This is a genomic window from Variovorax sp. SRS16 (assembly GCF_901827165.1).
Lineage (GTDB): Bacteria > Pseudomonadota > Gammaproteobacteria > Burkholderiales > Burkholderiaceae_C > Variovorax.
Window position 1 is genome coordinate 1,104,097 of sequence record NZ_LR594666.1, and the last position, 19,988, is coordinate 1,124,084.

The 19,988-nt window shown below is 67.1% G+C and carries 18 protein-coding genes; 10 read left to right on the plus strand and 8 right to left on the minus strand.

Annotated elements, in window-relative coordinates:
- The first annotated feature begins 58 nt into the window (after window positions 1-58).
- From E5P2_RS05295 to E5P2_RS05305, 3 genes are read left to right on the plus strand one after another with little or no spacing between them, the layout of a single operon-like run.
- The gene (locus tag E5P2_RS05295) at window positions 59-970 is read left to right on the plus strand and encodes an ABC transporter permease (RefSeq protein ID WP_162566110.1); all 912 of its coding nucleotides are present in this window, start codon (window positions 59-61) and stop codon (window positions 968-970) included.
- 14 nt (window positions 971-984) lie between these two features.
- Window positions 985-1,977, plus strand: coding sequence for an ABC transporter ATP-binding protein (locus tag E5P2_RS05300; RefSeq protein ID WP_162566111.1), 993 nt, complete (start codon window positions 985-987; stop codon window positions 1,975-1,977).
- A complete protein-coding gene (locus E5P2_RS05305) occupies window positions 1,974-2,966 on the plus strand; it encodes an ABC transporter ATP-binding protein (RefSeq protein ID WP_162566112.1) in 993 nt (330 codons plus the stop codon). Before E5P2_RS05300 ends, E5P2_RS05305 begins: the two co-directional genes overlap by 4 nt.
- A gap of 132 nt (window positions 2,967-3,098) precedes the next feature.
- Here the strand turns inward: E5P2_RS05305 and zwf are convergent, their stop codons facing one another.
- Window positions 3,099-4,571: a glucose-6-phosphate dehydrogenase gene (gene zwf, locus E5P2_RS05310; protein ID WP_162566113.1), complete on the minus strand. Its 1,473-nt coding sequence runs from the start codon at window positions 4,569-4,571 to the stop codon at window positions 3,099-3,101.
- Window positions 4,572-4,715: 144 nt separating this feature from the next.
- Here zwf and E5P2_RS05315 point away from each other — a divergent pair, with 144 nt between their 5' ends.
- Genes E5P2_RS05315 through E5P2_RS05330 form a run of 4 tightly spaced genes read left to right on the plus strand, consistent with a single transcriptional unit; the run spans window position 4,716 to window position 9,669 of the window.
- Entirely contained in the window at window positions 4,716-5,726 is a 1,011-nt protein-coding gene (locus E5P2_RS05315) for an ABC transporter substrate-binding protein (protein ID WP_162566114.1), read from the plus strand.
- A gap of 1 nt (window position 5,727) precedes the next feature.
- On the plus strand, window positions 5,728-7,953 hold the full coding sequence (locus E5P2_RS05320; RefSeq protein WP_162566115.1) for an ABC transporter permease: 2,226 nt from the start codon (window positions 5,728-5,730) through the stop codon (window positions 7,951-7,953).
- Between the two features lie 16 nt (window positions 7,954-7,969).
- Window positions 7,970-9,040, plus strand: coding sequence for an ABC transporter ATP-binding protein (locus tag E5P2_RS05325; protein ID WP_162566116.1), 1,071 nt, complete (start codon window positions 7,970-7,972; stop codon window positions 9,038-9,040).
- Window positions 9,037-9,669 carry an HAD family hydrolase gene (locus tag E5P2_RS05330; RefSeq protein ID WP_162566117.1) on the plus strand — a complete coding sequence of 211 codons (633 nt, stop codon included), beginning with the start codon at window positions 9,037-9,039 and terminating at the stop codon, window positions 9,667-9,669. Before E5P2_RS05325 ends, E5P2_RS05330 begins: the two co-directional genes overlap by 4 nt.
- Here E5P2_RS05330 and E5P2_RS05335 read toward each other — a convergent pair.
- Window positions 9,645-10,316: a lipocalin family protein gene (locus tag E5P2_RS05335; protein WP_162566118.1), complete on the minus strand. Its 672-nt coding sequence runs from the start codon at window positions 10,314-10,316 to the stop codon at window positions 9,645-9,647. The two genes, E5P2_RS05330 and E5P2_RS05335, sit on opposite strands and share 25 nt — an antisense overlap.
- 107 nt (window positions 10,317-10,423) lie before the next feature.
- Here E5P2_RS05335 and tal point away from each other — a divergent pair, with 107 nt between their 5' ends.
- A complete protein-coding gene (tal, locus tag E5P2_RS05340) occupies window positions 10,424-11,374 on the plus strand; it encodes a transaldolase (protein WP_162566119.1) in 951 nt (316 codons plus the stop codon).
- Window positions 11,371-12,918, plus strand: a complete 1,548-nt coding sequence (pgi, locus tag E5P2_RS05345) for a glucose-6-phosphate isomerase (RefSeq protein ID WP_162566120.1) — start codon at window positions 11,371-11,373, stop codon at window positions 12,916-12,918. The genes tal and pgi overlap by 4 nt, the downstream gene beginning before the upstream one ends.
- Before the next feature lie 57 nt (window positions 12,919-12,975).
- Here pgi and E5P2_RS05350 read toward each other — a convergent pair whose 3' ends face one another.
- The 6 genes from E5P2_RS05350 to E5P2_RS05375 form a co-directional block, all read right to left on the minus strand.
- Window positions 12,976-14,352 carry an acetyl-CoA carboxylase biotin carboxylase subunit gene (locus tag E5P2_RS05350; protein ID WP_162566121.1) on the minus strand — a complete coding sequence of 459 codons (1,377 nt, stop codon included), beginning with the start codon at window positions 14,350-14,352 and terminating at the stop codon, window positions 12,976-12,978.
- On the minus strand, window positions 14,352-15,629 hold the full coding sequence (locus tag E5P2_RS05355; protein WP_162566122.1) for a CaiB/BaiF CoA transferase family protein: 1,278 nt from the start codon (window positions 15,627-15,629) through the stop codon (window positions 14,352-14,354). The genes E5P2_RS05350 and E5P2_RS05355 overlap by 1 nt, the downstream gene beginning before the upstream one ends.
- Window positions 15,626-16,684, minus strand: coding sequence for a tripartite tricarboxylate transporter substrate binding protein (locus tag E5P2_RS05360; RefSeq protein WP_162566123.1), 1,059 nt, complete (start codon window positions 16,682-16,684; stop codon window positions 15,626-15,628). The genes E5P2_RS05355 and E5P2_RS05360 overlap by 4 nt, the downstream gene beginning before the upstream one ends.
- A gap of 47 nt (window positions 16,685-16,731) precedes the next feature.
- Window positions 16,732-18,300: an acyl-CoA carboxylase subunit beta gene (locus E5P2_RS05365; protein WP_162566124.1), complete on the minus strand. Its 1,569-nt coding sequence runs from the start codon at window positions 18,298-18,300 to the stop codon at window positions 16,732-16,734.
- A 91-nt stretch (window positions 18,301-18,391) separates the two neighbouring features.
- Window positions 18,392-19,168: a GntR family transcriptional regulator gene (locus E5P2_RS05370; protein ID WP_162566125.1), complete on the minus strand. Its 777-nt coding sequence runs from the start codon at window positions 19,166-19,168 to the stop codon at window positions 18,392-18,394.
- 28 nt (window positions 19,169-19,196) lie between these two features.
- Window positions 19,197-19,424: a biotin/lipoyl-binding carrier protein gene (locus E5P2_RS05375; RefSeq protein ID WP_232080585.1), complete on the minus strand. Its 228-nt coding sequence runs from the start codon at window positions 19,422-19,424 to the stop codon at window positions 19,197-19,199.
- A 193-nt stretch (window positions 19,425-19,617) separates the two neighbouring features.
- Between E5P2_RS05375 and E5P2_RS05380 the strand changes: the two genes are divergently transcribed.
- Window positions 19,618-19,959: a DUF805 domain-containing protein gene (locus E5P2_RS05380; protein WP_162566126.1), complete on the plus strand. Its 342-nt coding sequence runs from the start codon at window positions 19,618-19,620 to the stop codon at window positions 19,957-19,959.
- Window positions 19,960-19,988: the final 29 nt, after the last annotated feature.

A 19,988-nucleotide genomic window follows, 5' to 3' on the forward strand; every position in this document is an offset into this window, starting at 1 on the left:
TCGATGAAATGACCATCGCGGGGCCCGCGTCTGCGGGCCCCGTTCTGTCTGCCCCACGATGAAAAAAACCCTAGCGCGCTGGCTCGACAGCGACGTCGGCTACAGCTTCCGCAGCTCGCCGGTGGCGATGTCCGCGGCCGTGATCGCCTTCATCTGCATCTTCTGCGCAGTGTTCGCGGGCTGGGTGTCGCCCTACAACCCGTTCGATCTCGCGTCGCTCCAACTGGGCGACGCGCGGCTGCCGCCGGCCTGGAGCGCCGAAGGTTCGGCCAAGTACCTGCTCGGCACCGACGACCAGGGCCGCGACATCCTGTCGGCGGTGATCTACGGCGCGCGCATCTCGCTCGTGGTCGGGTTGGTGTCGGTCGCGCTGTCGGTGCTGGTCGGCGTGCTGTTCGGCCTCTTGGCCGGCTTCTGGGGCGGCTGGCTCGATGCCTTCCTGATGCGCGTGTGCGACGTCATGCTGTCATTCCCGGCCATCCTCGTGGCGCTGCTGATCTCCGGCGTCGGCCGCGCGCTGTTCCCGAATGCGCCGACCTCGGTGGCGTTCGGCGTGCTGATCATTTCCATCACGCTGGGCGGCTGGGTGCAGTACGCCCGCACCGTGCGCGGATCCACTTTGGTCGAGCGCAACAAGGAATACGTGCAGGCCGCGCGCGTGACCGGCGTATCGCCCTGGCGCATCATGGTGCGGCATGTGCTGCCGAATGTGATGGGGCCCGTGCTGGTGCTGGCCACCATCCAGGTCGCGACCGCGATCATCACCGAGGCGACGCTGTCCTTTCTCGGCGTCGGCGTCCCGCCGACCTCGCCTTCGCTGGGTACGCTCATCCGCGTCGGCAACGATTACCTGTTCTCGGGCGAGTGGTGGATCACGGTGTTCCCGGGCGCGATGCTGGTGCTGATCTCGTTGAGCGTGAACCTGCTCGGCGACTGGCTGCGCGATGCCCTCAATCCGCGCTTGCGCTGAAGGCCCGGCACCCCATGAGCCTCCTGCAAGTCAGCAACCTGGTCGTCGAGTTCCCGCATCGGCGCGGCACGCTGCGCGCCATCGACGACATCTCGTTCGAGATCGAGCCCGGCGAGATCCTCGGCGTGGTCGGCGAGTCCGGCGCCGGCAAGTCGCTCACCGGTGCGGCGATCATCGGCCTGCTCGAACCGCCGGGCTGCATCGCGGGCGGTGAGATCCGGCTCGAAGGCCAGCGCATCGACAACCTCGGGCACGAGGCCATGCGCCACATCCGCGGCCGCCGCATCGGTGCGATCTTCCAGGATCCGCTGACCTCGCTCAACCCGCTCTACACCGTCGGCCGGCAGTTGATCGAAACCATCCGCACGCACCTTCCGGTGAGCGAGAGCGAGGCACGGCAACGCGCCATCGGCCTCCTCACGGACACCGGCATTTCGGCCGCCGAGCAGCGCCTCGACCACTTCCCCCACCAGTTCTCCGGCGGCATGCGCCAGCGCGTCGTGATCGCGCTCGCGTTGGCGGCCGAGCCGAAGCTGATCGTGGCCGACGAGCCGACCACCGCGCTCGACGTGTCGATCCAGGCGCAGATCATCGAGCTGCTCAAGTCCATCTGCAAGGAGCGTGGCGCGGCCGTGATGCTGATCACCCACGACATGGGCGTGATCGCCGAAACCTGCGACCGCGTGGCGGTGATGTATGCCGGTCGCGTGGCCGAGATCGGACCCGTGCACGAGGTGATCCATCAGCCTGCGCATCCCTACACCGCCGGGCTGATGGCCTCCATTCCCGACATGGAGGTGGACCGCGACCGCCTCAACCAGATCGACGGCGCGATGCCGCGCCTGAATGCCATTCCGCGCGGCTGCGCCTACAACCCACGCTGCCCGCGCAGCTTCGACCGCTGCATGGTCGAGCGCCCGGACCTCATGAACGCGGGCGCCACCCACGCCGCCTGCTGGCTGCAGGCCACGCCCGGCGCGTCGGCGGCACACGGAGCTGCAGCATGAACGCGCTCGTGCAGGCCCATGACCTGGCCAAGAGCTTCGACGTCTCGCCGCCCTGGCTCAACCGTGTGCTCGAACGCAAGCCGCGCGTGCTGCTGCAGGCGGTCGACGGCGTCAGCTTCTCGATCGAGCGCGGCAAGACGCTCGCGCTCGTGGGTGAATCCGGCTGCGGCAAGAGCACCGTGGCGCGCCTCCTGGTCGGCCTGTACGAGCCCAGCCGCGGCGGCATGCAGTTCGACGGCCAGGATGCCCATGCGGCCTTCAAGACGCCCGAGGGCCGCAAGCTGCGCCGGCGCATCCAGATGATCTTCCAGGATCCGTATGCGAGCCTCAATCCGCGCTGGATCGTCGAGGACATCATCGGCGAGCCCTTGCGCGAGCACGGCATCCTGAAGGAAGGGCCTGCCCTCAAGGCACGCGTCGGCGAGCTGCTGCAATCGGTGGGGCTGAGTCCGCTGGACATGGTGAAGTACCCGCACCAGTTCTCCGGCGGCCAGCGCCAGCGCATCTCGATCGCGCGTGCGCTGGCGACCCAGCCCGAGTTCCTGGTGTGCGACGAACCGACCTCGGCGCTGGACGTGAGCGTGCAGGCGCAGGTGCTCAACATCATGAAGGACCTGCAGCGCGCGCAGGGCCTGACCTACCTCTTCATCTCGCACAACCTGGCCGTGGTGCGCCACGTGGCCGATCAGGTCGGCGTGATGTACCTGGGCCGGCTGGTCGAAGTGGCCGACAAGCACAAGCTCTTCGCGACGCCGCAGCATCCCTACACGCGCATGCTGCTCGATGCGATCCCGAAGATGAAGCACACGGGAGAAAAGCGCACGCCGGTGCAGGGCGAGGTGCCGAATCCGCTGAACCCGCCGACGGGCTGCACCTTCCATCCGCGCTGCCCGCATGCCAACGCGCGCTGCAAGGCCGAGCGGCCTTCGCTTCAGATGCTGCGCGGCGTGCAGGTGGCATGCCACGCAGTGCAAGAAGAACGGATCTAGGCCCGAGTACCCCCGATCGCGGCGCACTCGGTTCGGGAGCCGCCGCGGAACCGGCTTCGCCGGGCCGCAGACGGCGCCCCCTCGAAGGGGGGAGGCGGCTACGCGAAGCGAGCAAGCCTGGGGGTGGGCCTATTACTGTTCTTCTCCCCACGCGAAGCCGTCGCGGGCGATCATCGCGCTCGATGCACTCGGACCCCAGGTGCCCGCCGCGTAAGGACGCGGCACGCCGTCCGAGGCCCAGCTGTCGATCAGCGGCTCGACCCAGCGCCATGCCTCTTCCTGCTCGTCGCTGCGAACGAACAGGTTCAGCCGGCCGTCGATGACATCGAGCAGCAGCCGCTCGTAGGCGCCCACGCGCTCGGCGCCGAAGCGCTTGTCGAAGTCGAGGTCGAGCTGCACCGGCGCCAGCTGCGCCCCCGCGTGCCGGTTGCCGTTGCGCTGCCGGTTGTCCTGCGCCTGCGCGAGCATGTGCAGTTCGAGCCCGTCCTTGGGCTGCAGGTTGATCACCAGCTTGTTGACCGCCCCGCCCGCCGGTGCGCGGTAGATCGGATGCGGCGTCGGCCGGAAGTTGACCTCGATGCGCGCATCGCGCGAGCCCAGGCGCTTGCCGGTGCGGATGTAGAGCGGCACGCCGGCCCAGCGCCAGTTGGCGATCTCGGTGCGCAGCGCAACGAAGGTCTCGGTGCGGCTTTCGGGGTCGACGCCCGGCTCGTCGCGATAGCCCTGCACGCGCTCGCCGTAGGCCGTGCCCGCCGCGTACTGGCCGCGGATCGCATGCAGGCCGATGGCTTCGGGGGTCCACGGCGCGAGGCAGCGCAGCACCTTGAGCTTCTCGTCGCGGATCGCATCGGCATGCGCGTTGATCGGCGGCTCCATGCCGATCGCGCAGACCAGCTGCAGCGCATGGTTCTGCACCATGTCGCGCAGTGCACCGGTCTGGTCGTAGAAGGCGCCGCGCTTTTCCACGCCGAGGTCTTCCGCAATGGTGATCTGGATGTTGGCGATGTACTCGCGGCGCCACATCGGCTCGAACAGCGCATTGCCGAAGCGCATCGCGAACAGGTTCTGCACCGAGGGCTTGCCGAGGTAGTGGTCGATGCGGAACACCTGCTGCTCCGAGAGCACCTTGCGCACCGCTTCGTTGATCGCGCGGTTCGACGCGAGGTCGTGGCCGAGCGGCTTTTCGAGCACGATGCGCGTGTGCGCGCCATTGAGGCCGGCCGCGGCGATCTGCTCGACCACCTGGGTGAAGAGGGCGGGCGCGGTGGCCACGTACATCACCACCGTATCGGCATTGCGCGTCTTCAGCGACTCGGCGAGCCGCGCGTAGTCGGCGGGCTTGGACAAGTCCAGGCGCAGGAAGTACAGCATCGCCGCGAACTTCTTGAACTCCTCGGGCGTCGGCCGCTTGGCGCCTTCGACCGCTTCGAAGCGCGATTGGATCAGCTCGCGGTAGGCATCGTCGGACAGATCGTCGCGCGCCACGCCGATGATGCGGCCGTTGTCCGGCAGGCTGCCATGGCGGAAGGCCTGGAACAGCGCCGGCATCAGCTTGCGCCACGCCAGATCGCCGGTACCGCCGAAAAGGACGAGATCGAAACTCATGGATACATCCGTGTTGTTGAGAGAGATCGCGAAGCAGGATGCTTGCCACCGAATGGTACTTGTACCGATCCCGCGCCGGGCTCGTCGCGCTAAGCTGCATGCTGGCCCGCGGGGCCTTTTTTGTTTCAGGAGCGAGGTCACAACATGAAGAAGCTGTTCGTCCTGGCGGCCCTGGCCGGCCTCTCGGCCGCCGCATCGGCGCAGACCGTCAACGTCATCTGCTCGGTGCAGGCCGACTGGTGCAACATGATCGCCACCGTCTACGCGAAGACCACCGGCGTCAAGCTCAACATCGCGCTGAAGGGTTCGGGCGAGGCGCTCGCGCAGTTGATCGCCGAGAAGGACAACCCCAAGACCGACGTCTGGTTCGGCGGCACCGGCGATCCGCATCTGCAGGCCGCCGAGCTCGGCCTCACGATCGAATACAAGTCGCCCACGCTGACGCAGCTGTACCCGTGGGCGCAGCAGCAGGCGCAGCAGTCGGGCTACAGGACCGTCGGCATCTACTCCGGTCCGCTGGGCTTCGGCTACAACACCGAGTTGATCAAGAAAAAGAAGATGGACATCCCGCGCAGCTGGGCCGACCTGCTCAAGCCCGAATACAAGGGCGACATCCAGGTTGCCAACCCGGCCTCGAGCGGCACGGCCTACACCATGATCGCGACACTGGTGCAGCTGATGGGCGAGGACAAGGCCTTCGACTACCTCAAGGGACTGCACAAGAACGTCAGCCAGTACACGCGCTCGGGCACCGGCCCGATCAAGGCGGTGGCACGCGGTGAGACGGCGGTGTCGATCAGCTTCATCCACGATGCGCCGCAGGAAAAGATGCAGGGCTTTCCGGTCGAGACCACTACTCCCTCCGAGGGCACCGGCGCCGAGATCGGCTCCATGAGCATCGTCAAGGGCGCACGCAATCTCGAGCAGGCCAAGAAGTTCTACGAATGGGCGCTCACGCCGCAGGCCCAGACCTTCGGCGCCGCGTCCAAGCAATACCAGCTGCCGTCGAACAAGGCCACGCCGGTGGACCCGAACGTGCCGGACTTCAAGAAGATCAAGATGATCAACTACGACTACAAGAAGTACGGCGAGAGCAACGAGCGCCGGCGCCTGATCGCGCGCTGGGAGAAGGAAGTCAACTCGCTGCCGCACTAGCGTGCCGATCGCTTCGGGAGGACAACGGCGGCCCAACGCGTCCATCTGGGCGTGCATCGCGGCCGGGCTCGTCGGCTACGTCGCGCTGCCCTGGTATGCGATCCAGGACACCGCCTGGTACGAAGCCCTGCCGCAGGTCTTCGGCCAGGCCGAGGGTGCCGACGGCGTCATGCAGGCGTTGCAGCAGGGGCGCAGCTGGCTCTTCGTCGGCCTGTTCGGCCTCGCGCTGTGCGTGCTCGGCGGCTTGCTGCGCCCGGGACGCGCGCAGGGCCGGTGGCTGTTGGCCGGCGGCGCGATCGGCGCCATCGGCCTCGCGCTCAGCGGCTTCACGATCGGTGCGCGCGGCTGGAGCTTCGCATGGCTCAACAGCGCTTTCGGCGAGCTCGCGGGCAACCAGTTCGGCATCGGCGCGGGCGGCTTCGTCGCGCTCGCGGCGCTGATCCTGCTCGCGGCCTTCGGGCTCGCGCGGCTCGGCTTCTTCAAGGGCGATCTGTTCGTCTCGGCCGCGGTGATCGGCTGCGGCGTACTGATGGCGCTCTTCATCGCCTATCCCGTGAGCAAGGCGCTCGCGGGTGCCTTTCTCAATGAGGACGGGCACGCGTCGCTGAATGCCCTCTGGGCTCGCATCGGCACCGACCGCGTCTGGGGCCTCGAGTGCCTGGCCGGCGGGGTGCGCTGCGGCGTCGCCTGGAACACGCTGGCGCTGGCCCTGATCACGGCCACCGGCACCACCTTCCTCGGCACGCTGATGGCACTGATGGCCGAGCGCGGCGGCAAGCGCTGGCAAGGGCCTCTCAAGGTGCTCGCGCTGCTGCCGATCATCACGCCGCCCTTCGTCGTCGGGCTGGGCCTGATCCTGCTGTTCGGGCGTGCGGGCGTCGTCAACCAGCTGCTCGAAAGCAGCTTCGGCATCGAGCCCACGCGCTGGTTCTACGGCATGCCGGGCATCCTCGTCGCGCAGTTGTTCGCATTCACGCCGATCGCGTTCATGATCATGCGCGGCGTGGTGCAGGGCGTGGCGCCGAGCCTCGAAGAGGCCGCGCAGATGCTGCGTGCCAGCCGCTGGCGCACCTTCGTCACCATCACGCTGCCGCTGCTCAAGCCGGGCCTGGCCAATGCCTTCCTGGTCGGCTTCATCGAAAGCATCGCGGACTTCGGCAATCCCGTGGTGGTGGGCGGCCAGTTCAATGTGCTGTCGACCGACATCTTCTTCGCGATCGTCGGTGCGCAGTACGACCAGGGCCGCGCCGCATCGCTGGCCTGGGTGCTCACGATCTTCGCGCTCGGCGTGTTCGCGCTGCAGCGCTGGGTGCTGGGCAAGCAGAACTACACCACGGTAAGCGGCAAGGGCGATGCCGGCATCGCGATGCCGCTGCCGAACGGCGTGCGCCGCACCATCTACTGCATCGCGCTGCCGTGGGTCGCATTCACGGTGGTGGTGTACCTGTTCGCGTTCGCGGGCGGCTTCGTGCGCACCTGGGGCCGCGACTACACCTTCACGCTCGACCATTTCCACAACGCCTTCGCGCTCGAATGGGGCAAGTTCGGCCTGGTGTGGGCCGGCACGGCATGGAACTCGCTGATCACCACGGTCAAGCTCGCCGCCATCTCGGCGCCGATCACCGCCGGCTTCGGCCTGCTGATCGCGTGGCTGCTGGCGCGCAATGAATTCAAGGGGCAGGGCGCCTTCGAGTTCGCGGCGCTGCTGGCCTTCGCGATTCCGGGCACGGTGCTCGGCGTGAGCTACATCCTGGCCTTCAACGTGCCGCCGCTGGAGCTGACGGGCACCGGCCTGATCATCGTGCTGTGCTTCATGTTCCGCAATCTGCCGGTCGGCGTGCGCGCTGGCACCGCGGCCTTCAAGCAGCTCGACCGCTCGCTCGACGAGGCCTCGCTGATGCTGCGCGCCTCGACCTCGCAGACCTTGTTCAAGGTGGTGCTGCCGCTGCTGAAGCCGGCGCTGGTCGCCGCGCTGATCTACAGCTTCGTGCGCGCGATGACGACCGTCAGCGCCGTGATCTTCCTGGTCACGGCCGAGAACGAACTCGCGACCACCTACATCATCGGCCGCGTCGGCAACGGCGACTACGGCCTGGCGCTGGCCTACTGCACGGTGCTGATGATCCTGATGTCGCTCGCAATCGCGGGGGTGCAATTCGTGGTCGGCGAGCGCAAGCTCGGACGCCGCAAGGCCGCCGGTCCGGCCCTCGTGGTGCCGGCCCACTGAACACAGGGAAGAAACAATGAGCAACGGCATCGAGTTCCGCAACGTCACCAAGCGCTACGGCAGCGACCCGAGCGCACCGCTGGCGGTCAAGGGCATCAGCTTCGAGGTGCCGGCCGGCACGCTGACCACCATCCTCGGCCCCTCGGGCTGCGGCAAGACGACCACGCTGCGCATGATCGCCGGCCTCGAGTCGCCGACATCGGGCTCGATCCTCATGGGCGGGCGCGACGTCACCACGCTGGGCCCGGCCGAGCGCAACGTGAGCATGATGTTCCAGAGCTACGCGCTGTTCCCGCACATGAACGTGATCGAGAACGTGAGCTACGGCCTGCGCATGAGCGGCGAGCGCAAGGACGCGGCCGCGGCGCGGGCGCGCGATGCGCTCAGGGGCGTCGGACTGGTCGGCTTCGACGAGCGCTTGCCGAGCGAGCTCTCCGGCGGCCAGCAGCAGCGCGTGGCCCTGGCGCGCGCACTGGTGCTGGAGCCGGCCGTGCTGCTGTTCGACGAGCCCCTGTCGAACCTCGATGCCCGGCTGCGGCGCGAGATGCGCGAGGAGATCCGCGCGCTGCAGCAGCGCCTGCAGCTCACGGTCGCCTACGTCACGCACGACCAGAGCGAGGCGCTGGCCGTCAGCGACCAGATCATCGTGATGGACCACGGCGTGATCGCGCAGCGCGGCACGCCCGAACAGCTCTACGGCCATCCCGAGAGCGAGTTCGTCGCCGGCTTCATGGGCGAGGCGATGGTGTTCCCCGCGGTGGCGCAGCCCGAGGGCCGCGTCGAGCTCGGCCCGCTCACGCTGCCTGCGCGCTACGACATCGCGCCGGGGCTGGTCAAGGTCGCGGTGCGGCCCGAGGCCTGGCAGATCGGTGCCGCCATCGGCCTGCCGGCCACCTTGCGCAAGGCGGCCTACCTGGGCAGTTTCTACGAGTACGTGTTCGACACGGCACTGGGCGCCGTGTTCGTGGTCTCGGCCGACCTGTCGAGGCCGCTCGCGGCCGGCGCGCAGACGACCCTGTCGCTCGCCAACCATGGCGTGTCGGTGGTGCCGGTCGCGGCGGACGTGCCTGCGGTATCCGGCGCATGAACATCGTCTTCGACCTGGGTGCCGTGCTCCTGACCTGGGAGCCGGTGCCGCTGGTGCAGACGCAGTTCGCGCACCTCGCGCCGACGGCGGAAGCCGCGCACGCGCTGGCACGGCAGATGTTCCACCACGAGGACTGGCTGGGCTTCGACCGCGGCACGCACAGCCTGGACGATGCGATCGGCCGCATGGCGCTGCGCCTTTCGCTGCCGGTCGATCGGCTCGAAGCGGCGCTCGCGCCGATGGGCGAGCGGCTGGAGCCGATCGCCCCCACGCTCGAGTTGCTGGACCAGCTGCGCGCGCGCCGCGACGCGGGCGAGGACCTGCGGCTGTACTACCTGTCGAACATGCCCTCGCCCTACGCGCGCGTGCTCGAAGTGCGCCATGCCTTCTTTCGCTGGTTCGACGGCGGGATCTTCTCGGGCGACGTGAAGATGATCAAGCCGCAGCCCGAGATCTACACGCTGCTGGCCACGCGCTACCGGCTGGCCGCCGGGCAGACCGTCTTCATCGACGACTCGCTGCCCAACGTCATCGCCGCCCGCGAGATGGGATGGCACGCCATCCATTGCGAGACGCCGAGCGCCGTGCCGGCGCAGCTCGCGGCCTACCTGCCGGTGCGCTCGACCTGATCGACGTCGAAACCGAGCGTGCGCGCATAGTCGAGTTCGGCTTCGAGCGCCGCATCGTCGAGGCGCGGCGCGCGCGACAGCACCCACAGGTACCTGCGATTCGGCGTGCCCACCAGCGCCACCTGGTACGCGCGATCGAGCTTCAGAATCCAGTAGTCGCCCCACACCGCCGGCAGCCAGCCCAGCCATTCGGGCGCGAAGCGCACTTCGAGCCGCCCCGCGCCGGGCTGGCCCGCGACCGGCACCACGCGCGCCGAACCGATCGATTCATCGAAGCTGCCGTCCGGCAGGATGCAGCGGTTGCGCACCTCGACCGTGCCGTCCGGCATCGGCGTGTACTCGGCGCTGACCGGACCGGCGCATTGCTTCTGGAAACGGTTCGGCAAGCGTGCCTGTTCATGCCACAGGCCCGCGTAGCGATGGAGGTCGACCGGCGCCACCACCTGCAGCGGCGCGCGCATCAGCGGCGCGCCGTCGGGTGGGCCGCCGATCCGGTCGGCGCGTGCCGTCCGGGCCGTGTGGAGTGCCAGCAGCGTCAACGCGCCGCCGACGCAGAAGGCCGTCGCCAGCGTACCGATCGACGCGCTGTAGGCGCGGTCGTCGAAGGCGTCCGGCGAGGGTGGCGTCCGGTGTTTGCGCAGGGGCATGGGGTTCTCCGAGGGACTGTCAAAGGGCCAACATAGGGCCGCCTCGCCGCGCATTTCGTCAGCCACGGACGACACGCCCTGTAGTGTTGCGGCGGGATAATGGCCGCATGAACCAACTCGACGCCCTCCGCCAATGGACCACCGTGGTGGCCGACACCGGTGATTTCCGCCAGCTCGCCCAGTTCAAGCCGCGAGACGCGACCACCAACCCTTCGCTCATCCTGAAGGCGGTGCAGAAAGCCGACTACCGGCCCCTGCTCGATGACGCCGTCAGGAAATACGAGGGATTGCCCGTCGACGAGCTGATCGACCGGCTGCTGGTGCGCTTCGGCACCGAGATCCTGTCCATCATCCCGGGGCGCGTCTCGACCGAGGTCGATGCGCGGCTGAGCTTCGACACGGCGGCGACGATCCGGCGCGCCGACCGCATCGTGGCGCTGTACCGCGCCGAAGGCATCGACGTCGGCGAGCGCGTGCTGATCAAGGTGGCCTCCACCTGGGAAGGCATCGAGGCCGCGCGCCAGCTCGAACAGAAAGGCATCCACACCAATCTCACGCTGCTGTTCTCGTTCGCGCAGGCGGTGGCTTGCGGTGCCGCGAAGGTGCGGCTGATCTCGCCTTTCGTCGGCCGCATCTACGACTGGTACAAGAAGTCCGCCGGCAGCCAGTGGGACGAGGCCGCCAACGCGGGCGCCAGCGACCCCGGCGTGAAATCGGTGCGCGAGATCTTCGGCTACTACAAGCAGCATGGCATCGCGACCGAGGTCATGGGCGCGAGCTTTCGCAACGTGGGCCAGATCGCGGCCCTGGCCGGTTGCGACCTGCTGACCATCAGCCCCGAATTGCTGGCGCAGCTGGCCGGCAGCGAGGCGCCGCTCGCCCATGCGCTCGATGCCGGCGCCGCGGGCGGGCGCGACATGCCGCTGCAGACGCTCGACGAGGCGGCGTTCCGCTTCGCCCTCAACGAGGATGCGATGGCCACCGAGAAGCTCGCCGAAGGCATTCGCGCCTTCGCGGCCGATGCGGTGAAGCTCGAGAAGCTGATGGAGGCGTCATGACCCGACCCCGCTGCGACCGCACCGCCGCCTGGAAGAAGCTGCAGGCGCACTACGACGCCCAGGGCCGCAGCTTCGATCTGCGGCAGGCCTTCGCGGCGGATGCAAAGCGCTGCGAAACCCTGAGCCAGTCCGCGCCGCACCTCTTTGCCGATCTGTCCAAGAACCTGCTCGATGCGCAGACCGAAGCGCTGCTCTTCGCGCTCGCGCGCGAAACCGAACTCGAGGCGCATCGCGCCGCCATGTTCGCCGGCCGGCACATCAACACCACCGAAGACCGGGCCGTGCTCCACACGCTGCTGCGCTGCCCGGCTTCGGCGCCGGTGCCCGCCGAGCTGGCCGGTGCGCTGCGCGACGTGCACACCACCCTCGATGCGATGCTGGCGTATGCCGAGACGGTGCGCTCCGACCACACGATCACCGACGTGGTCAACATCGGCATCGGCGGCTCCGACCTCGGGCCGCAGATGGCCGTGCTGGCGCTCGATGCGCATGTCGCGCCGGGCAAGCGCTTCCACTTCGTCTCGAATGTCGATGGGCATGAGCTGGCCGGCGTGCTGCGCGGCCTGGCGCCGGAACACACGCTGTTCCTGATCGCCTCGAAGACCTTCACCACCGCCGAAACCATGACCAATGCGCAGTCGGCCAGGCGCTGGTTCGAGCAGTCCGGCGGCGTCGACATCGCGCGCCACTTCGCCGCGCTCACCACCAACGTCGAGGCCGCGCGCGCCTTCGGCATCGAGACCACCTTCGGCTTCTGGGACTGGGTCGGCGGCCGCTATTCGCTGTGGTCGGCGATCGGGCTGCCGATCGCGCTGGCGATCGGCGCCGAAGGCTTTCGCAGCCTGCTCGCCGGCGCGCATGCGATGGACGAGCACTTCCGCACCGCGCCGCTGGAACAGAACCTGCCGGTGCGCCTGGGCCTGCTGGATGTCTGGTATCGCAACTTCCATCGCTTCACGAGCCGCAGCATCGCGCCGTACCACAGCGCGCTCAAGCGGCTTCCGGCCTATCTGCAGCAGCTCGAGATGGAAAGCAACGGCAAGCAGGTCGATGCCGGCGGCGAGCCGCTGTCCTTCGGCACTTCGCCCGTGCTGTGGGGCGAGCCCGGGACCAACGGCCAGCATGCGTATTTCCAGATGCTGCACCAGGGCACGGACGTGGTGCCGCTGGAGTTCATGGCGGTGCGCGATGCGGCGCACGAGCTCGAAGGCCATCATCCCAAGCTGCTGGCCAATGCGATCGCGCAGGCCCAGGCGCTGATGGTGGGCAAGCACGACGACAAGGGCGCGCGGAATTTCCCGGGCAACCGGCCGAGCACTTTCTTCGTGCTCGAGAAACTCACGCCCGAGACGCTGGGCGCCTTCATCGCGCTCTACGAGCACCGCGTGTTCACGAGCGGCGCAGTCTGGGGCATCAACAGCTTCGACCAGTGGGGCGTGGAACTCGGCAAGGTGCTGGCCAAGGACATCGAGCCGCGTCTTGCCTCCGGCGACGTGCAGGGGCTGGACGCATCGACGGCGGGCCTGCTCCGGCGACTGAGCTAGCTGGATCGCGCGGCGTCCTGTTCCGCGATGCGCCGAGGACGCGCGGTGCCCGCGGCGCTACGAAGCCACCGCGGCCGTACGATTTGCCGCCTCGCGAAGAACGTCCGCGGCGATGTCCGTGTGGACCGCGCCCGACCTGAATTGCTCGCTCGCGAGCACTTGGCGAATGAATGGAATGTTCGTCTTGACGCCACGAATCCGACTGCCTTCCAGCGCCGCGTCGAGCCGGGCGATGGCTTCATCCCGATTCCGGCCGCGCGCGATGATCTTCGCGATCATGGGGTCGTAGTGGGGCGTGACGCGGCATCCGGTGGCATAGCCCGTCTCCAGCCGCACACCTTCGGCGCTCGGAAACTCCAGCAGTTCGAGCAGCCCCGGAGAAGGGTAGAAGCGCACGGGATCCTCGGCATAGATGCGCGCCTGCACGGCATGCCCCTGGATCTCCAGGGTGTCGGGCAGGACTTCGCTCAAACGCTCGCCGGCCGCGAGTCGAATCTGCGAGGTCACCAGATCGATGCCCGTGACCTCCTCGGTCACGGCATGCTCCACCTGCAGGCGCGTGTTGACCTCCAGAAAATTGAACTCGCCAGTCTGGGTGTCGTAGAGCGTTTCCACCGTGCCGATCACGTCATAGCGCAGCGACCCCAGCACGGCCGCAATGCGCTCCGCGGCAGCGTCGAGCATGGCGCGCGGGATGTTCGGGGCACAGGCCTCTTCCACGACTTTCTGGTGGCGCCGCTGCACGGAACAGTCACGCTCGAAGAGATGACGCACATGGCCATACCGATCGGCCAGGATCTGGAACTCGATGTGCCGTGGTCGCTGCACCAGCCGCTCCAGGTAGATGTCGACGCTGCCGAAGCTGCGGCTCGACAGGGAGCGTGCACCTTCCAGCGCCTTGGGCAGGTCGGCGGGGCTGTGCGCGGCGATCATGCCAATGCCGCCGCCTCCGCCCGCCGGCTTGATGAGGACCGGGTAGCCCACGCGCTCGGCTTCCTTCAAATTGGCCGCCATGTCCGCGCCAAGGAGCCTCGAGCTGGCGCCCATGGGCAAGCCGTGGCTCGCCATCAATTCGCGGGCGCGGGTCTTGTGGCCCATCGCGGCGAGCCACTTCGGGCTGGGGCCGATGAAGGTGGCACCGGCGGCCTCCACCTTTTCGGCGAAGGCCGCGTTCTCCGAAAGGAAGCCGTATCCCGGGTGCAGGGCATCGGCGCCGGAACGCCGCAGTACGTCGAGCAGACGATCCTGATGGAGATAGCTTTCCGCCGCCGGCGCCGGACCGATCTCATGGCGCTCGTCGGCCGCCGCCAGATAGGGAAGATCACGATCGGCTTCGGAGTAGACCACTGCCGTGCGAATGCCGAGTTTCCGGCACGCGCGCAGCACCCGTGCCGCCACGGCGCCTCGATTGGCCACGAGGATCTTGTTGAACATCAGTCGGTCTCCAGCTTGCTCGCATGGGGCTCATGGCCGGCCGGGTCGCTGGACGCTGCCATGCCGTAGACGATCTTCTGATCGAGCAGGTCGTCGATCTCGCTCTCGCTGAATCCCAATTCGTCGGCCAGGATCGAACGGGTGTCCTGCCCCAGGTCAGGACCGCTCTTCACGATGCGTCCCGGCGTATCCGAAAGGCGCGGCACGATTCCCGGATGCACCAGCTCGCCGAGTTGAGGATGCGGGACGCGCGTCAGCATGCCGCGTGCGGCGAAGTGCGGATCGGCAAAGATATCGGGCATCGTGTAGACACGCGACACGGGCACCTCCGCCGCCAGGAGCATTTTTTCGATATCGGGTCCGTCGTGCTGTCGTGTCCAGGCGGACACGACCTCGTTGCAATACGGAATGTTGTTGCCGCGCGCACGGATGGAGCACAACAGGGGATCGTCCTTGAGCTCGGGCTGTCCCATCGTGAGAATCAGGCGCTCGAAGGTGGCGTCGCTGTTGGCGGCGATGAGCACATAGCCGCCGTCCCGCGTCGGGTAGAGGCTGTTGGGCGCCATGTTCGGCAGATTGGGTCCCACGCGCTGAGGGACGTAGCCGGTCGTCTCGAATGCCGGGACGTAGGCCTCCATCTGCGTGAATGCGGCTTCGTAGAGGGCTGCATCGACGACCTGCCCGCGGCCGGTCTTCTTGCGCGCCAGCAGCGCCGTGACGGCACCGAATGCAGCGAACACCGCCGTGAGGTAGTCGGTGGCGGCCACCGCCACGCGCGCGGGCGGCCGGTCCGGATCGCCGATGAGGTTGCGAACGCCGGCCATGGCCTCGCAGATGGCGCCGTAACCGGGCCGCTGGCTGTACGGTCCGGATTGGCCATATCCGGAGATGCGCACCATCACGAGTCCGGGGTTTTCCTTCGAGAGCTCTTCGTAGCCCAGGCCCAGCCGTTCCATCACGCCGGGCCGGTAGCTGTCGACCAGCAGGTCGCATTTCAATGCAAGCTCGCGAACGAGTTGCCGGCCTTTGGGATGTTTCAGGTCGACGGAGATCGAACGCTTGTTGCGCAGGATCGTTGCGGCGTACAACGATATGTCGCCGGCATGCTTGCCCATGCTGCGCAGCGGATCGCCGCCAGGGGGTTCGACCTTGATCACGTCGGCACCGAAATCCCCCAGCAGCCTGGCGCAGGCGGGGCCGGAGACGGTGGAGCAGAGCTCGAGGACGCGATAGCCCGACAACGGGCCGCTCTTGTCGGGCGGTGCTTGGGTCGTCATGAGATTCCTTTCGCCAGCAGGCCGATCTCGCGCACGGTCGAGAGCATCGATTGGTATTCCTTCTCGTAGTACTCGGTCGCCTGGGCATGTGGAATGAACAGCGACTTGCTCTGATTGAGTTCGACGAGTCGCTTCCACGCGGTGGTCGCCACCATCTGGCGACAGACGTTTTCCCAGAAGGCGATCTGTTCCGGGGCAAGACCCTTGGGGCCGACAATTCCCAGCGCCGAATGGAAGCTCGTATCGACGCCGCTTTCGCGCCAGGTCGGGACGCCTGCGAAGGCGCCGCCCAGGCGAGTGTCCGAACTGACGGCGAGCAATCGGATCCTTCCTGCCTGCATCATGGCCAGCGCGTTGGGTGTCGTTGCGGCCACCATTTCAAGCTGTCCGCCCACGAGGGCCACGATCGAGTCCATCGACGACCTGAAGGGCGCGACGACCAGTTTGGACACATCGACGCCGCCTGCTTTCAGGGCCTTGGCGGTTCCGATGTGGATGTGATTGCCGATGCTGGTGGCCACCGCCAGGCGTTGGCTGGCGGGATCGGCGCGCAGTGCAGCCAGGAGCGCCTGCAGATCCTTGAACGGTGAGTCGGCACGCACCGCGAGGATCAGGAATTCTTCCTGCAGCACCGCGATGGTCTGCAGGTCGCGGTGGGGGAGGATGTCCAGGTTCCCCGTGAGATAGCTGGCGATGTATCCGTGCGTGTTGATCGAAAGATAGTGCGGGTCTCTGGGATGCTGCATCAGCACATCGAAAGCGATCTTGCCGTTGGCGCCCGGCTTGTTGGACACCAGGAAGGGCTTGCCGGGCGCTGCGCCGCTTTGGTCGTAGTACTGCTTCATCGCGCGGCCGACCTGGTCCAGAGCGCCACCGGGGCCCGCAGGCACAACGAACTCCACGCCCGCATCGGGCTTCCAGGGCGCTGCCGCGTGGGCCGGCCATTGCAGGGCGCCCAATGCTGCGACTCCCCATCCACCCAGCGCGCCACAAACGCGCCGGCGGCGCGGGTCGATCGGTGTCGCGGATCCTGCCTTGGCTTCTGAATATTTCATGTCTCGCTCCACAGTGAATAAGTTTGAACAATGCGCCGAGGCTGGCATCAAGGACTGACGCCAGCCCGCAATTTCGGTCCGAGCTGGGTGCGCAGCCGGCTTTGCGCCGCGTCGATGAATTGACACAGGTACGGACGCGTTTCCCGCGGGTCGATCAAGTCCTCCACCGCGAATGCCTCGGCCGTGCGGAAAGGAGAAGACAAGGCGCGCAATTCGGCCTCGATCTCGGCCTCGCGCGCTGCGGGATCGGGTGCGGCCTCGATCTCGCGCCGGTAGGCCGCCTTCACGCCACCTTCGATGGGCAATGAGCCCCAGCTTGCCGAAGGCCATGCGATCTTGAAGTTGAGTCCGGCGCGATCGAACACGCTGCCGCCCGCGACCCCGAAGCACTTGCGCACCAGCACGGTGTAGATGGGAACCGTGGCCTTCGCCAGTGCATAGCGCTGCTGAATGCCGAAACGCATGATGGCTTCGGACTCGGAGTCGACGCCGATGAGCAGGCCAGGCACGTCGACGAAGAAGATCAGCGGAATGTTGAAGGAATCGCAGAGGCTGATGAAATGCGTCTGCTTGCGCGCCGTCTTGACATCCACGATGCCGCCCACCATCGGGTTGTTGGCAACGACGCCGACGACATGGCCATTCATGCGAGCGAGCGAGGTGATGACCGCGCGGCCGAATGTGGGCTGGATCTCGAACGCCGAGTCCTTGTCCACCACCATGCCGACCAGCTTGCGCATGTTGTAGGCCTGCCGCTCGGACCGCGGCACGATGCTCAGCAGCGCTTCTTCGCATCGATCGGGCCGGTCCGTGGGCGCGATCGATGGTGGCAGCTCCCACACGTTCTGCGGCATGTAGGAGAGGAAGGTCCTGATCTGGCGCAGGCAGTCGTCCTCGTTGGCGGCCGCATTGTCGATGGTGCCGGCCGTGTCCACGGCGACCTTCGCGCCGCCCAGGTCGTTCTTGTGCAGCTTGACGCCGAATGCGCGCTCCACCACCGGCGGCCCTGCGGCGAAGATCTGGCTGGTGTCCCGCACCATGATCGACCAGTGGGCCATCAATGCGCGTCCTCCCGGACCCCCGGCCACCGATCCCATGATCGCGCTCACCACGGGAACCTCGCCGAGCAGCGAGGCGGAGCGCTCGAAGCCGTCCATGCCGTAGCCCGGCCATACCGAGTAGCCTTTTCGCTTGACGGTGTTCACGGTACCTCCCGTGCCGTCGACCAGGTTGACCAGCGGGATACGGTACTCGTGCGCCAGGTCTTCGACAAAGCCGCCTTGACCTCCTTTGCGGCGGTCGCTGCCGAAGCCGGTTCCCGCGCGGATGGTGTAGTCCTCGCCGCCGACCGCCACCGGGCGGCCATCGATGGCGCCAAGGCCCATGACATAGGGAGCCGGCTCGAAACTGGCGAGCGTTCCGTCCGCCGCATAGCTTGCTTTCCCGGCCAGCTTGCCCACTTCGCGGAACGACCTCTTGTCGAGCAGACGTTCGATGCGTTCGCGAACCGTCAGCTTTCCGGCGGCGTGGTGCTTTTCCACTGCAGCGGTACCGCCGCAGTCCTCGGCCATTCGGCGACGGCGGTGGATTTCCTCGACTTCAGGTCTCCAGGTCATTTCTTGATCCTTCCATATCCGACAAAAACGAAACGAGCCGGTCCCTGCCGCAACAGGCGTGCTGCGGCAGCCGACAGGGTTCCGGCTGAATTCAGGCCACCGGTGCTGGCGATGCGGCGCGGCGACCGGCCGTCGGGCGGGTGCTCAGAATGCTCACCGCTTCGGCGCCCGACTCTTCGACGCGTTGTCGCTGCAATCGCACGAACTTTTCTGTATCGCCCCTGGCCAGGGCGTTGACGGCGCGCCGCCAGATGGCGGCCGATTGGAGGCGGCGTTCGCGGCTGGCCAGGCCCAGCTTGGAATAGCGAAGGGTTTGCAGACTCAATCCCGCCAGCATCCGGGCCAGACGCTGGTTGCCGCACGAACGCACGCTGAAGATCGTGAGCCTGTAGCCGGTCTCGGCATACTCGCCGCGGTCATCCGGCTTGTTGGCCAGGTATTCGAGTCGGCCGACACCGACCTTGAGCATTTCGAGCAGTCCGGGATCGCGGCGCTCCGCGACCTTGCGCGCCACGATCTCGAGCAGGCCTGCCCGGATCTCGAAGATTTCCCGGATCTCGTCCGCTGTCAGTTCGGTGACGATCGCACCGCGGCGCGCCAGAACGGTCACCAGCCCCTCTCGCTCCAGGACGCGAATGGCATCGCGCACGGGGCCGCGACTCACCTGGAACTTGGCAGACAGCTCGGCCTCGATGATGCGAGAGCCCGGCGGAAGGTCCCCGGAAATGATCTGGTCGCCGACGGCCAGCGCGATTTGTTCGGGCACGGTCAGCGTGAGTTGCTCCGAGTCCGCGAAGAGACGGAATGCCACCGCGCTCTCCCATGTCTTGAAGAATTCTTCCGACTTGTCGATGGCTTCGGGCGTCATGGTCGATCCAGTCTGATGGATGTGCTCATCAGTCGCGTTCGATGACGGCGAGCACGGCGCCTTCGGCAACGGCCTGTCCTTCGGATACCAGCAGCTTCCGAATGGTGCCGGCGAACGGGCATTCGACAGGGATTTCCATCTTCATCGATTCGAGTACGGCGATCGTGTCGCCCTCGGCAAGTCGTTGGCCCTGGGTCGCCAGGACTTTCCATACGGTCCCCGTGACCTCGCTCTGGACTTCGATTTCTTGAGTCAATGATGGCTCCTTTGAGATAGCCATCATTGTGATTGTTAACAATCTGCGTGTCAATTGATCTTGCGAAGGCCGAGGACGAGTCGCACTGGTTTTCCGAGCAACCCCGTCGGGGGCCGCAAGGTCATACAAATCGACACACCTCCCGATATGATGCCCCGGGGTTTTCCCGTGGGACTATCGAGAGGAGTTGTTCATGAACTTTCAACAGGCCGTCCAGACCTGCTTCAGCAAGTACGTCGACTTTTCAGGCCGTGCGTCGAGGTCCGAATATTGGTGGTTCGTGCTGGCCTACGTGGTGCTCGCCATCGTGTCCGGCTTCATTCATCACATCGTCTATGCGCTGGTGATCCTGGCCTTCCTGCTGCCGATGCTGGCGGCCGGCGCGCGCCGGCTGCACGACATCGGCAAGAGCGGGTGGTGGTTGCTGCTGGGACTGATCCCGCTCGTCGGCCTGGTGCTGCTCTACTTCATGGTGCAGCCGAGCCAGCCCGAACCGAACGCCTACGGCGCGCCGCCGGTGCCGACGCCGGTCTGACGGCCGCGCGGCGCAGACCGCGACGGTTG